The organism is Romboutsia sp. (assembly GCF_056995035.1).
Window position 1 is genome coordinate 19050 of record NZ_JBXKIW010000049.1, and the last position, 13537, is coordinate 32586.

At 28.0% G+C, this 13537-nt stretch carries 16 protein-coding genes; 4 read left to right on the forward strand and 12 right to left on the reverse strand.

What is annotated here, in order from left to right; translation table 11 throughout:
* Nucleotides 1–51: 51 nt before the first annotated feature.
* The 6 genes from AC11VW_RS07525 to AC11VW_RS07550 form a co-directional block, all read right to left on the reverse strand.
* Complete coding sequence (locus AC11VW_RS07525; protein WP_484300792.1) at nt 52–1371, reverse strand: L-cysteine desulfidase family protein; 1320 nt, start codon at nt 1369–1371, stop codon at nt 52–54.
* A gap of 378 nt (nt 1372–1749) precedes the next feature.
* Nucleotides 1750–3519, reverse strand: coding sequence for a sigma-54 interaction domain-containing protein (locus tag AC11VW_RS07530; RefSeq protein ID WP_484300793.1), 1770 nt, complete (start codon nt 3517–3519; stop codon nt 1750–1752).
* A gap of 5 nt (nt 3520–3524) precedes the next feature.
* A complete protein-coding gene (locus tag AC11VW_RS07535; protein WP_484300794.1) occupies nt 3525–3662 on the reverse strand; it encodes a hypothetical protein in 138 nt (45 codons plus the stop codon).
* 146 nt (nt 3663–3808) lie between these two features.
* A complete protein-coding gene (locus AC11VW_RS07540; protein WP_484300795.1) occupies nt 3809–4378 on the reverse strand; it encodes a class I SAM-dependent methyltransferase in 570 nt (189 codons plus the stop codon).
* Nucleotides 4379–4486: 108 nt separating this feature from the next.
* Entirely contained in the window at nt 4487–5122 is a 636-nt protein-coding gene (locus AC11VW_RS07545) for a single-stranded DNA-binding protein (protein WP_484300796.1), read from the reverse strand.
* Between the two features lie 237 nt (nt 5123–5359).
* The gene (locus tag AC11VW_RS07550) at nt 5360–6124 is read right to left on the reverse strand and encodes a polysaccharide deacetylase family protein (protein ID WP_484300797.1); all 765 of its coding nucleotides are present in this window, start codon (nt 6122–6124) and stop codon (nt 5360–5362) included.
* Nucleotides 6125–6249: 125 nt separating this feature from the next.
* Here AC11VW_RS07550 and AC11VW_RS07555 point away from each other — a divergent pair, with 125 nt between their 5' ends.
* The 3 genes from AC11VW_RS07555 (at nt 6250) to AC11VW_RS07565 (ending at nt 7418) form a co-directional block, all read left to right on the forward strand.
* The gene (locus AC11VW_RS07555) at nt 6250–6417 is read left to right on the forward strand and encodes a hypothetical protein (protein ID WP_484300798.1); all 168 of its coding nucleotides are present in this window, start codon (nt 6250–6252) and stop codon (nt 6415–6417) included.
* A gap of 109 nt (nt 6418–6526) precedes the next feature.
* Nucleotides 6527–6724 carry an alpha/beta-type small acid-soluble spore protein gene (locus AC11VW_RS07560; protein ID WP_484300799.1) on the forward strand — a complete coding sequence of 66 codons (198 nt, stop codon included), beginning with the start codon at nt 6527–6529 and terminating at the stop codon, nt 6722–6724.
* 157 nt (nt 6725–6881) lie between these two features.
* Complete coding sequence (locus tag AC11VW_RS07565) at nt 6882–7418, forward strand: DUF4364 family protein (protein ID WP_484300800.1); 537 nt, start codon at nt 6882–6884, stop codon at nt 7416–7418.
* Nucleotides 7419–7420: 2 nt separating this feature from the next.
* Here AC11VW_RS07565 and AC11VW_RS07570 read toward each other — a convergent pair whose 3' ends face one another.
* On the reverse strand, nt 7421–8287 hold the full coding sequence (locus tag AC11VW_RS07570) for a YncE family protein (protein WP_484300801.1): 867 nt from the start codon (nt 8285–8287) through the stop codon (nt 7421–7423).
* 147 nt (nt 8288–8434) lie between these two features.
* Between AC11VW_RS07570 and AC11VW_RS07575 the strand changes: the two genes are divergently transcribed.
* Nucleotides 8435–8680, forward strand: a complete 246-nt coding sequence (locus AC11VW_RS07575) for a TIGR03905 family TSCPD domain-containing protein (RefSeq protein ID WP_484300802.1) — start codon at nt 8435–8437, stop codon at nt 8678–8680.
* Between the two features lie 59 nt (nt 8681–8739).
* On the opposite strand, the gene AC11VW_RS07580 is transcribed toward AC11VW_RS07575, so the two are convergent.
* The 5 genes from AC11VW_RS07580 to AC11VW_RS07600 form a co-directional block, all read right to left on the reverse strand.
* Complete coding sequence (locus AC11VW_RS07580; protein WP_484300803.1) at nt 8740–10047, reverse strand: bifunctional folylpolyglutamate synthase/dihydrofolate synthase; 1308 nt, start codon at nt 10045–10047, stop codon at nt 8740–8742.
* Nucleotides 10048–10268: 221 nt separating this feature from the next.
* Nucleotides 10269–10892, reverse strand: coding sequence for a PH domain-containing protein (locus tag AC11VW_RS07585; protein ID WP_484300804.1), 624 nt, complete (start codon nt 10890–10892; stop codon nt 10269–10271).
* Between the two features lie 171 nt (nt 10893–11063).
* A complete protein-coding gene (locus AC11VW_RS07590) occupies nt 11064–11936 on the reverse strand; it encodes a TSUP family transporter (RefSeq protein WP_484300805.1) in 873 nt (290 codons plus the stop codon).
* A gap of 93 nt (nt 11937–12029) precedes the next feature.
* Nucleotides 12030–13037 (reverse strand): proline racemase, encoded by a 1008-nt coding sequence (locus AC11VW_RS07595; RefSeq protein WP_484300806.1) that lies wholly within the window; start codon nt 13035–13037, stop codon nt 12030–12032.
* 32 nt (nt 13038–13069) lie between these two features.
* Nucleotides 13070–13531, reverse strand: a complete 462-nt coding sequence (locus tag AC11VW_RS07600; RefSeq protein WP_484300807.1) for a glycine/sarcosine/betaine reductase component B subunit — start codon at nt 13529–13531, stop codon at nt 13070–13072.
* Between the last annotated feature and the right edge of the window lie 6 nt (nt 13532–13537).

A 13537-nucleotide genomic window follows, 5' to 3' on the forward strand; every position in this document is an offset into this window, starting at 1 on the left:
TATAATGATACTATCCATTTTATCGGAGATTTACTTCTTTTGCAAGTAGAATTAGCCTACCTTATTCATATCATCCATTACATTTATTATAACCTCATCTGTAATAGACATTCCTTTATCACTTACTCTACCTAAATTTTGTATACTTTGTTCTACTTTAGCACCAACTATACCATTCATTGCTGGTACAAAGCACTCATATTTAGCTATTATAGCACTTTGTACAGCTGCTGATGCTGCTGATGCTAATTTTAATGCACATCCTGCTTTTGCTCCATCACATATCATACCACTTAAGTTTGCTACCATATTATCTATAGCGCCTTCTATTTGTTTTATATCTCCACTCATTAACCAAGATATACCTGCTGTTGCTCCTATTGATGCAGCAACTCCGCATCCACATACTGCAGATAATCTTCCTGTATAATTTTTAACGTAAGCTGTTACTAAGTGAGATATTGCTAATGATTTAGCTAATTTTTCATCAGATTGAGGGAATTTTTTACTATAAGCAACTATTGGAAGTATAGCTGTTAGACCATGATTTCCACTACCATTTGAACTCATAACTGGCATTTTAACTCCTGCCATTCTTGCATCTGATGCTGCTGCTGTTATCATCATGGCATTGTTTATTAAGTCATCTCCAAGTAATCCTTCTTCCATAGATTTCTTTATTCCATAACCAACACCTATTCCAGTTTTTTGTCTTAATCCATAATCAGCTATTTCTTGATTCATAGTTATTCCTTCTAATAAGAATTCTATATATTTAAATTCTAGTTTCTCTACATTTTCAACTATTTCTTTTATAGTTATTGTATCTAATATATTTTCTTCTTTTTCTATTGTAACAGCTACTTCTGTAACAGCTACTTCTACTTGTGCATCTTCATTTAATAAAACTTCTCCATTAGCTTCTAAGTAAACAAAGTTATCATGCTTAGTTCTTATGACAACCTTTGAAGTTTTTGTTTCTCCTTTTAAAATTACCTCTATATAAACCTTTTCTTTTGTTTCTAATGGTGATATCGATATTGGATTATTATCTATATAATTCTCTGCTTTCTTAACTTCTTCCTCAGTTAAAGTTTCTAATACTCTTAAACCATTTTCAGAATGACCACCTATAAATCCTAATGCTACTGATATTTTCAATCCTAATCTATCTGTTCCTGGTATTCCTACACACATTCCGTTTTTATATACGTTAGGACTAACTAATACAGTGTGATTTACTATTTCTTCTCCTAATAATTCTTTCGCTTTTGCACAAGCTAATGCTACTGCTACTGGCTCTGTACATCCTAATGCTGGTTTAACTTCCGCTTTTAACATATCTATTAATTTTGTTCTTACATCCATCATAATAAATTCCTCCATATAAATTAAATAATATTATGATTTAATATATAAGCAATAAACATGCCAATGTTTATTGCTTATATATTAAACTATAATATTTTTTTAGTATTTTTAATAAATATGTTTTATATCAACATCTTTTTGGTTAATTTAATATCTATAATAATAATTAATATGTTGAAATTTTAATATTCTACATATTATTACAATAATATCTTTCCAATAATAAATAATATTATTAATATTTATTGGCTATTGTATTATTTCTACATATTTCGTTAATATATTTATATTCTAAAGGTATACTTATATATTACTCGGACTTACGTTTTCACAAAAATCTCAAAACAATATAAAAAAGTCTCAAAATGAGATTCAGTATCATTTTGAGACAATATTGTATTTTTCTAATTTCCTATATAGAGTTGCTCTCGATATACCTAAAGCTTTTGCTACTAACTCTTTATCTTTTTTATAGCATTTATATTTATCTAATGCTTTTATTATTTCTCTTTTTTCTAATTCTTCTAAAGTTCTTATACTATCATCTTTAATTATGACTTCTTCAGATTGTATATTTTTCACCCTATTTGGTATTACATCTAAAGTAATTATAGAATTAGAAGACATATTGACACTATATTCTATTATATTTTGAAGTTCTCTTATATTTCCAGGCCAATTATAATCAACCATTATATCAACTATATTCTTATCTATATCAATTACATTTTTATCTAGTTTTCTAGAGTATTCCTTAACCATAAAATCAATTAAAAGAGGTATATCTTCCTTACGTTCTCTTAAGCTTGGCAAGTTTATCGGTATGACATTTAATCTATAATATAAATCTTCTCTAAATGCACCTTTGCTAACCATCTTTTCTAAATCTTTATTAGTTGCAGCTACAATTCTTACATCAATTAGTTTGTTAGACTTTGAACCTATCTTGTTAAGTTCCTTTTCTTGTAGTACTCTAAGTAACTTTGCCTGCAAGTGTAGACTCATGTCTCCTATTTCATCTAGGAATATAGTACCTTTGTCAGCTAATTCAAATTTACCTAACTTACCGCCTTTTTTAGCTCCTGTAAATGCACCTTCTTCATATCCAAATAACTCACTTTCTAGTAAATTATCTGGAATAGCTGCACAATTAACTGCTACAAAAGGATTGTCACATCTACCGCTATGATTATGTATAGATCTTGCAAACAATTCTTTACCGGTTCCACTTTCACCTATTATAAGAACTGTGGATGTAGATTTAGATGCCATTAAAGCTTCTTTTTTAGTATTATTTATTGCCTTACTATCTCCAATTATATTATCTACGGTTATGCGATAATCTTTATTCATTTTATTGTAGTTTTTAATTGCATCTTTCTTATCTATAAAATCTATAACATATCCCTTAAGTTCATTATTCAATGTTATTTTACTAATATTATAAACGCCTTTTAAATCACATCCATTAACTTTATAATGAAAACTAAAAGACTTGTCCTTTTTAAAGTTATCAATTAATGAATCACTTACAAAGTTTAGCACTTCGAATATATTTGCATCATTTATATTTTCTTTCAAATTAAAAATTTGTTTAAACTTAGAATTGTATTTATCTATTTTTCCATTTACATCAATAGACACTATTGCCTTATCAATACTATCTACTAAAGTTTCTAATTTTTTCTTTTCTAATTTTAATTCATAAGTTTTAATTTCTGCCTTTATCTTATTAGAAATTAAATCAGCCATTTTACCTAAGAAATTCATTAGACCATCTTTATTATTCTTTATAATATCAGCCTGCTCTTTAGTGAATGCTATTAGGCCTATTACGCCATATGTATCGTCATCACATACAATCGGGCAACAAACTTCTGAAAACTCCTTACAGTCGATGCTGTTGTAGCATTCCTTACATATATCATTACAACTAGGGTCATCTATTATAATTTCAATCTGCTCTGTCAGCGATTTATTGAAAGCAGAGTATCCATGTACTTTTTCGCCTATCTTTTCTATATATATTCCAGTTCCTGCTATTCTTATTAAATCTTGATTTACAATAGTTACATCTATTCCTAAAACCGCTACTATTGCTTCTGCTATATTTTGGATATCATCTTTTATATATTCTAAATTGCTCATACTCATCAGTCCTTAATCTTTCTTAAATTAAGTATTTCTTTTAGTTCTTTTAATATTACATATATTTTATTTAATGTAGATTGAATAGACATCAACATTATAAATAACATAACTATTATAATTAATTCGTAATTAAAATTCATAAATATATAATCTCCTATTTTATAAAATTAAGCATAGCATTTGCTTATCTAATTTGACCAGCAACATTATTCAGCATTTACTTTTCCAATGTATAAAAGACCAGGCATAACCTAGTCTTTTGATTTCATCCATTGTTTTATATTATCTATTTTCTTTTTCCTATATAAATATATCTTTCACTCTCAACTTCTTTTAGATTTCCATCAAAATTTAGTTTAGAAAATAAATTAATTATTTCATGAGGATAATGATAACTTAGATTTTCACCACAAAGCTTATGTTTTAAATTCTTTAATTTTACTTTTAAATTTTTTAAATTTAAATCCTCTAATATTAATTCTCCATTATGCTTTAAAACCCTGTTTATTTCTTTTGAGGCTTGTTTACAATTTGCAGTATTATTGAAATGATCCAATATTATTACTTTGTCAAAGTATTTATCCTCAAATGGTAATAGTTCTAATGATCCTTTAATAACATTACAGTTTCCATTATGTATTAAAGAATAACATACATCTTCATAATGGCTATTTTCTAGTATCGTAACGTAAACTCCTAACATCCTCAATCTGTTACCTAAGTTGCCTATATTCCCAACAAGTAATATATTGTTTCCTATATCATATCTGATAGTATCTAAAAAACATGTTACATCATCAGAAGTATCTGTTAAATCAGCATTAGGCTCATAGTCATAATATAATACGCTTTTCATAATGCTCCCCCTCTTTATTTTCTACGTTTATAAATCGAATCATAGAGTAGATTATAATAAATTAGGAGCAACTATTCAATAGGTAAATTATAAACTATACAGGAAATCCTATTCATTGTTATTTTCGCTAGTTTTTTTTATTTTGGAAATAGATACTTCATATGCAACTTTCTTAAGTACTCCCCCATCTTCTGTTTTCTTTTCATATTCTCTGCTTTGTACCCTTCCCCACATTTGTATTCTATCTCCTATTTGTAGACTTTTTGCAAATTTAGCATTACGTCCCCAAACTATAGATGGTATGTAATCAGATTTATTGTATGGTCTATTTATAGCAACTAACAAATCTGTTATTTCTCTCCCTAATGGTGTTTTTCTATATATAGGTGATTTGCATATAAATCCATCTAAGAATATATTATTTGGATCTTTGTTATCTTGTTCTGATACTTTTATCTCTCTAACAAAAATAGTAAGAACTAATCTATTTTTATTATTTATATTTTTATTATAAGATCTTAACTGACCTACTATTCTAACTGATTTATTATTTTCAAAATCAATCTCCTCAAGTAATCTTTCCGATACAGTAACTGGAAGCGTATCATATGAATCACTAAGTCTATTTATTTTTATTTTGGCATTATAGAATTTCTCTCCAAAAATTTCATGGCTAAATTCTAATTCATTTTCTAATTCTCCTCTTAGGTTTACTATGTTAGTATCATCCTTAACAGTAATCATTTTTTATCCCCCCATAATTGTTAATTCTTATGTTTTATCTTTTCTTATATAATAAATATATTTATATGTAACAATTTTTATTACAATTTATTATGTTGTATTTATCTTATTCAGTTTTTTGCCTCATATTTAATAAAATCAAAATACTCTTTTCTATAAATATTTAAATATTAATTAAGGCTAGCCTGATAAATATAATAATTTTTTAACTACCATTCATTAAACTAACGTTAAGTATTATTCTTTTATTTTTTGTAGCCCATTGCTATCTATTGTAAAATTATCCTTATAAATCATTTCTGAGATAGGAACTATTTCATAACCATTTTTTTTAAGATTTATTATTATTGCATCTAAATACTGCGCAACATTACTTATATTTGCATGAAATAATACTATAGACCCTGGCTGTGAATTTTTTACAACTTTTTCTATTACATGATTAGGTCCTAATTCTTTCCAGTCCAGAGAGTCTATATCCCACTTAATAACTTGATAACCTAAAGACTTACAAATGTCTAATGTTTTTGTATCTATCTCTCCAAATGGTGGTCTATATAAAGTAGTTTTCTCTCCAGTTATCTCTGAAATTTTATCTGAAGTTATTTCAATTTCTTTGACTATTGCTTCTTCTGACAATTCTTTTGTATTTGCATGCGTATTAGAATGATTTCCTAACTCATGTCCTGATTTATGTATTTTTTCTACTAACTCTTTATTGTCATCTACCCAACTTCCCACTAAAAAAAATGTTGACTTTATACCATGTTTATCCAACGTTTGTAGAATCTCGTCTATATTATCAGACCCCCATGCTACATCAAAACTTAAAGCTATTTTTTTCTCTTCTGTATCAACCTTATATATTGGCATATTTGCATTACCTTGTTTATAGCATACGTATCTTATTCCATAAACTAATCCAAATACTAATACTAATGTTAATACTAAGAAGAATATGCTAGACATTAAAGATTTTGTTCTCTTAAATCTATTATTCATATTTACACCTTCCTTTGTATTGTCCTATATTTAAAATTTATTTTTTTTATTTCAAAAAATTACTATTAAATAAAATTTATTATTTGGGCAAATTAAATTCAATACTAATAAAAGGTGGTGTATTTATGTCAAATATAAGAAGTTCATTTAATAACATCAAGGGACATCAAGTGGAGACAGCTAGAGAAACTATTAAGTTTGAAAATAGACACTATCTAAGAGAAGCTCATGGAATTCAAGAAGGTATACGTAAAGATAAGAAAATAAAAATGGGTACAAAAAAGAAAAAATAAATTTATTTTTAAATTTTTAGGTATATAAAATTAGATTACAGGGCAAATTAGTATTAACAACACACAAACAAAAGTGTTGTTAGACATCACTTAAGGGAGGAATTCTACTATGTCAAGTAAAAAAGCAGTTCCAGCAGCAAAAGCTGCATTAAACCAAATGAAGTTAGAAATAGCTAATGAAATAGGTTTAGCTAACTATGAAACAGCTGATAAAGGTAATTTAACAGCTAGACAAAATGGTTATGTTGGTGGATATATGACTAAGAAATTAGTTGAAATGGCTGAACAACAAATGGCTGGAAAGTAGATTATAATTCTGACATCTAGGTAAAAGAAAGGCTACCATTTTGGTAGCCTTTTTATTTGTAAATTTATTCAAATGTTATATTAAATAAATTGTGCTTTTATTTTTATATATTTTAGTTTAATATATTATATAGAAATAGTTTACGGAGGATGATATTATGTTTGAGAACTCATCTGAAGAATTAGCTTCTCATAAGCTTTTAATTTTATATATCTTAAATAAAATTAATATGGATTTAACTAATTCTCAAATAACACAAGTTGTATTAGAAACAGAAATGATGAATTACTTTTCTCTTCAACAGTTTTTATCGCAACTTATGGAATCTAAATTTTTAGCTACATATAAAGACTCTGATAGAGAATATTACTCTCTTACTCAAAAAGGACTAGAAATTTTAGAATATTTCTTATCTAGAATACCTGAGGATGTCACTAAAAGGATAGACGGATATATCATTAATAATAAAGAAAATTTATTATCTGATACTCAAGTCAAATCAAGCTTTGTTAAGCAAAGTGATCATGAGTTTATTGTTAATCTAAGAGTTATAGAAAACCAATCTAATTTAATAGATTTAAATTTAAATGTTTCTTCAGAGAAACAAGCTAAACTTATTTGTAATAATTGGAAAAAGAACGCATCATACATGTATGCAGAAGTTATAGACTTACTTATACGCGATATGCATTAAGCCTACACACATAATATTGTTGTAGGCTCTTTTCCTACTTTTACTTCTTTTACCAGCTTATTAGTAGAGATATCATATATTTTAACTGAATTTTTCTGGGTATCAGATACTAATAATAATTTTTCATCCTTAGAAATTTCTAATCCTTGAGGATTTCCTTCTACATCAATACATCCTAAATATTGTCCTGTCTCATAATCTAAAATTTTAATATCCTTATATCCTAAATCCGCTATATATACTTTTTTTGCACTATAATTGAAGCATACCTCAACAGGTAATAAAAATACATCTATTATATTGATTATTTCCATTTTTTCTTCATCTAAAATAACTAGTTTTCCGTCCAAAGTTGATGTGTATATTTCCTTCTTCTTCTTATCTATTTTTATATGCCATGCTTTAAAGTTTGTATTTATTTTTCTATCAATACATTTTCTAAGAGTGTCTATACATACGATCGAGTTTATACAAGGTACATATAACTTATTTTCACTTTCATCAAAATCAAATCCATGAGGCATTTCATCTACACTAATTATTCCAATAGGATTTAATGTTTCTTGGTCTAGTATGTATATACTATTTGAATCTTCATTTGATATAAATAATTCACCGTTGCATAAAGCTATCTGACTTAAGTTTCCGCCTATAGATACACTTTCTATTATGTTATGAGTAGAAAGGTCTAATACATACAATATTCCATCACTAGAGCTGGGTATATACATTAGATTTTTTTCTTTATCTACACAAATATGATGTGGATATATATTTTCTTCTAAACATATTTCATTCTCTACTTTAAATATAGGGTACTCTAATATGCTAATACTTTTTGATAAATAGTTCGAAATATATACTTTCAAATAATATCCTCCTCCCTTTAATACATCTACTACAATAATATATTACTATTTACGCTTGTATTATTACTACCTTTTAAGTATTGCAATATTAAGTACACATTGGTATTATTAACTTAACAAAATTAATTATTTTTAGGAGTTTATATTATGAAAATAACATTTAAACCAAGTGGGGTTTGTTGTAGAGAAATGATATTAGAGATTGATGATAATAACGTTATAACTGACGTTGAGTTCCTTGGAGGATGTGCTGGTAACTTACTAGGAATTAAGCATCTAGTAATAGGTCAAGATGCTCATGAAGTGGCTGACAAGTTAGCTAACGTACTATGTGGTGGTAAAGCTACATCTTGCCCTGACCAATTATCTAAAGCTATACGTCAATCTTTATAATAAATATTTTACTAAAACAAAAGGTGGTCAATGACCACCCTTTTTGTATACAATAATCTTTAATTTAATACTAAAATATTATTTACTAAAGTTCTAACTGTACCTATCATATATAAAGAACCTGCACTTATTATTATATCTTCTTCACTAGCATTTTTTAATGTATAACTAACAGCTTCTTCTATACTTGGCTTAGCCGCGATATCATCTACATACTTAGATATTTTTTCTTTTAAAACTTCACAACTTATAGCTCTTGGATTATCTGGAGTTGTAGTTACTACTTTATCAAAATGAGGCATAAGTATATCTAATACACCCTCTATATCTTTATCTTCTAACATACCTATCAAAAGAGTAGCTTTTTTGCCGTTAAAGTTCTTTTCGATGGCTTTAGATAAAGATCTTGCTCCATCTTCATTATGAGCACCATCTATTATAAATATCGGTCTTTCCATTATTTTTTCTATTCTACCTGGCCATTTGGTGTTTATAAGCCCAACTCTTATACTTTCTTCACTTATGTTTAAGTTTTTAGATTGTTCCAGGAACTTTATAACACTTAGAGCTAACATAGAGTTATTTATTTGATGATCTCCTATTAACTTTATTTCTAAATCTTCGTATTTATCACCCATTATAGTACAGTCATATGTTTGAGAGTATATATCAGATTGTTTAACTTCTATATCATCAAATTTAACTTCTATATATCTAGCATTTTTCTCTTTACATATATCCTTTATAACATCTTTAACTTCATCACTTTGATCGTAAACTATAGCGATTCCATTCTCTTTTATTATTCCACCTTTTTCATAAGCTATCTTTGCCACTGTATCTCCAAGTATACCTACATGGTCTAAGCTTATAGAAGTTATTACACTCACTTCTGATGCCTTTATTATGTTAGTAGCATCATATCTACCACCTAGTCCAACTTCAAGCGCTACAAAGTCAACAGCTTGCTCACAGTAGTAGTAAAATCCCATAGCAGTAACTATTTCAAATTCAGTAGGATATGAGTATCCTTCACATACCATGTGATCTATTTTCTCTTTTATTAAAGTAACTATTCTAGCTACATCTTCTTCAGGTATATTTTCACCATTAATTCTTATTCTTTCTGTAAAGGTTTCTAAGAATGGTGATGTATAAAGTCCTACCTTATATCCAGATTCTTTTAGTATACTAGTTATAAATGAACATGTTGAGCCTTTTCCATTAGTTCCTGCCACATGTATTATATTTAATTTATCTTGTGGATTTCCTAAAAGTTCTAATAATTTCGTTATGTTGTCTAATCCTAATCTCACTCCAAATTTATGAGTTTCCTCTATGTACTTTAGTGATTCTTGATAATTCATCTCTAGTCCCCCTTGATCATTTTGCTTATAAAAATTGTATATTCATATTAAAATTGACCTATATAGACACTATAGGACAATTTTATTTGTATACTCTTATTATAGTATATTTTTACAATAAAACTGAACAAAAAAATAAAGCTCTACATGTTCCATTTGTGATGTGATTATCTTTTTTAAAAAAAGCCACTCTAATTTAAGAGTGACTTTTCTAAAATATATTAATTGTTTATATATTTTTCAAATACTTCTGTGAAATCTCTATTACTATAAGTTTTTCTTAACGCTTCCATCCAATCTAAGTTGAAATTAGTTAAATCCTGTACAATATTAGTTACATTACCTTCTATAACACATCTTGATATTGCATCATTAGCCATCTTTAATCCGTTAACTCCATCGTCTATTGAAATATGATTCATTCTTTGTATTCTATTTACTTCTACTAACGTCTTATATAAGTCCTTTAATTTCTCTAATTGTCTTTTATCAACATCTATACTAAAGGCTTCATTCCCAAAGCTAAACTTTATCTCTACATCTGCATCTATAGTTCCTGCTGTTTCTAAAGATACTGCATGAACTTTTTCATAACAAAATTCATGTCTTCTTACAGTTCTCTTTTTGCTCATAGCATTTTCACCATCTACATGCAAAAGACCTCTATTTGTGAATACATATTCATCTGTTTTAGACTTTATTACGAAGAATATTTTTTCATCATCTTCATGCATTATGTAATCATCACCATCTACTTTATCAAAGTCCTTTGGTTCGATTATTTTTCCTATATCAGATATTCCTAGTGTATCTGCTGCTATTCTTCCAAATAAGTTTCCTGCCATTTTAAATCCTCCTGTTTTATCGATATTTTTTATACCATTTAAATTCCCTTTAATATATTATAATATTCTTTATCTAAACTATATAGTTTAATATGAAAATATATAAAAACACCAACTTAGATTTAAAAATAATTCTAAGTTGGCGTTTTAATTTACTAATCCTAAGATTTATTATGCTTTTTTTGATGAAAAAGCTTTCTTTAACATAGTTATTGAAGTATAAGCTATAACAAATATTACTAACCACTTTAATACATTTAAAGGTAATGATTTAACTAAAAATGCAGCTATAAATACCCCTATAATTCCTCCTAAAGTTATAAATAAAGAAGTTTTCTTTGCATAAGCATCTTCTTTTATAAATTTAATACTAGCTACTGGCATTAACACTGCACAAGAACCCATCATTATTGGGAACGCTACATCAGGAGACATTCCTAAGAAATATATCATTGCCATACATGGAGAATATAATCCTACTCCTGCTGTCATTAATGCACCTAATATGAAGTTACCAACTACACCTATAACAAGTTTTATCCCTGTTAATCCTATTGAATCTCCTCCACCTGGCATTAAACCTAATTGAGCTAATAACATTAATGTTGCCGTTATAGCTAATGCAACTCCCATTATTATTTGTATTTTTCTCTCATCCATTTTAGATATTACACCAGCACCTAAATAAGAACCTACAACAGCTGCTCCTATTAAACTTATTAATGTAACTGGTTCAACTTCTATAACAGTTGTAAATATAAACGCTTCCAAGACTACCGGTATTGTATGGGATACATTTAACGTTCCCGGTATTAATCTATCTGAAACATTCATTTTTAATACATTCATCATAGCTACTGTTGGAGCAAATGAACCGATTCCTAAAGTATCGAAAAAGTCTGTTGCAAATCCTGTACAAAAAGATTTTCCTGCAGGTACATCTTCGAAATTGTTCTCAGCTTTAGCTTTTGATACATCTTTTAAAAAGTTAAATCCAAATAATGATACTGCCGCTGCTAACACTATTCTTAACAAATTTATCATACTATAATTCCTCCCTAATATTGTAATAAAATGTAACTTAATATAAGTATATATTCATATCTAGCTATATTCAATAACTTAATTATATATATTTTACTTTAATATGAATCCATATTTAACTGGATCTTCTTCATCTATAACAAATTGATTAAATCCTGTTATATATGCAGCTCCTGTTATTTCAGGTATTATTGCTTCATAGTCAGCTACTTTATCAATACCTAATATTCTTCCTTTAAATAAAGTTCCTAATATACTTTCATATACGAATAATTCGCCTTCTTTTAATTCTCCTTTAGAATATAAAGTAGCAAGTTTAGCACTTGTTCCTGTTCCACAAGGAGATCTATCAACTTGACCTTGTCCAAATATAACTACATTTTTATAGTTAGCTTCTGGATGCGTTGGCTCATCATATACTTCAACTAAATCTACAGTATTTATATGTGATAATTCCGGATGTTGTATTTCTATAGTTTCATTTATTATATCTCTCATCTTTAAAGCTATTTCAGTTATCTTTTGAGTGTTCTTAGGTTCAACTTTTAATCCTAATTGCTTAGCATTTACTATTGCAAAGAAACTTCCTCCAAAAGATATATCAAAAGTTATAGTTCCTATTTCAGGCATTTCTATCTGAACATCTCTTTTATATAAGAACGCTGGTACATTTACTATAGAAACTTCTTTAACTCTATCATTTTCAACTTTAGCTGTAGCTCTAACTATACCAGCCGGAGTATCCATAACTACATTAGTTGTAGGCTCTTGTTTGTCTACCATTCCTGTTTCTATAGCAACAGTTACAGCACCTATTGAACCATGACCACACATGTTTAAGTACCCTCCACCGTCCATGAATATGATTCCGAAATCAGCTTCATCATTAGTTGGTTGTGTTATTATAGAACCGAACATATCATTATGTCCTCTTGGCTCTAACATTATAGCAGTTCTTAAATGATCTAAATTTTCTTCTAAATACGTTTTCTTTTCAGCCATAGTGTTTCCTTTTATATTAGGAATTCCACCTGTTACTATTCTAGTTGGTTCACCCATAGTATGAGAATCTATTGCATGTATACTTCTTGAAAATTTCATATTCGTAGCCTCCACAGTTGTTTTTTAGTTTATTATTTTCTCATTTTTAATTTCAAAAATGCTAGAGCTTTTTTAGCATCTATTTCATCAGCATTGTTTTCTCCTACAACCTCAGTCTCTATTCCTTGATTTGATTTATTGATATCTACAATTGTATCCATATACTTATTAGTTACAACAAACTTAGCTTGTGTCCCATTAAATGTTACTCCTACTTGCGGAATATTTCTTTTACCTATTTCTTCCATAGTGTTAGCATAATCAACGTGTGAATTTCCCCAACCATCACATGATATTATAACTCCATCAGCCCTCATAGCTTCTAGCCATGCAGCCGTTCTCTTCCCAACAAATTCTTTCTCTTTGTTGTCTTGTGGTGTTCCTACTACTACTATTCCTAAAAGATCTATATCCTTATCATTGCTTACAACATCTAATAATGGATCTCTAAAATGGTGAAGAGATGTTTCTTTAGTAGATGGTCCTATTCCCATAATCTC

Excerpts from the sequence above, each read along its gene's own strand:
- AC11VW_RS07525 (WP_484300792.1), bottom strand. The coding sequence starts at position 1,371 with ATGATGGATGTAAGAACAAAATTAATAGATATGTTAAAAGCGGAAGTT.
- AC11VW_RS07530 (WP_484300793.1), bottom strand. The coding sequence starts at position 3,519 with ATGAGCAATTTAGAATATATAAAAGATGATATCCAAAATATAGCAGAA.
- AC11VW_RS07535 (WP_484300794.1), bottom strand. The coding sequence starts at position 3,662 with ATGAATTTTAATTACGAATTAATTATAATAGTTATGTTATTTATAATG.
- AC11VW_RS07540 (WP_484300795.1), bottom strand. The coding sequence starts at position 4,378 with ATGAAAAGCGTATTATATTATGACTATGAGCCTAATGCTGATTTAACA.
- AC11VW_RS07545 (WP_484300796.1), bottom strand. The coding sequence starts at position 5,122 with ATGATTACTGTTAAGGATGATACTAACATAGTAAACCTAAGAGGAGAA.
- AC11VW_RS07550 (WP_484300797.1), bottom strand. The coding sequence starts at position 6,124 with ATGAATAATAGATTTAAGAGAACAAAATCTTTAATGTCTAGCATATTC.
- AC11VW_RS07555 (WP_484300798.1), top strand. The coding sequence starts at position 6,250 with ATGTCAAATATAAGAAGTTCATTTAATAACATCAAGGGACATCAAGTG.
- AC11VW_RS07560 (WP_484300799.1), top strand. The coding sequence starts at position 6,527 with ATGTCAAGTAAAAAAGCAGTTCCAGCAGCAAAAGCTGCATTAAACCAA.
- AC11VW_RS07565 (WP_484300800.1), top strand. The coding sequence starts at position 6,882 with ATGTTTGAGAACTCATCTGAAGAATTAGCTTCTCATAAGCTTTTAATT.
- AC11VW_RS07575 (WP_484300802.1), top strand. The coding sequence starts at position 8,435 with ATGAAAATAACATTTAAACCAAGTGGGGTTTGTTGTAGAGAAATGATA.
- AC11VW_RS07580 (WP_484300803.1), bottom strand. The coding sequence starts at position 10,047 with ATGAATTATCAAGAATCACTAAAGTACATAGAGGAAACTCATAAATTT.
- AC11VW_RS07585 (WP_484300804.1), bottom strand. The coding sequence starts at position 10,892 with ATGGCAGGAAACTTATTTGGAAGAATAGCAGCAGATACACTAGGAATA.
- AC11VW_RS07590 (WP_484300805.1), bottom strand. The coding sequence starts at position 11,936 with ATGATAAATTTGTTAAGAATAGTGTTAGCAGCGGCAGTATCATTATTT.
- AC11VW_RS07595 (WP_484300806.1), bottom strand. The coding sequence starts at position 13,037 with ATGAAATTTTCAAGAAGTATACATGCAATAGATTCTCATACTATGGGT.
- AC11VW_RS07600 (WP_484300807.1), bottom strand. The coding sequence starts at position 13,531 with ATGGGAATAGGACCATCTACTAAAGAAACATCTCTTCACCATTTTAGA.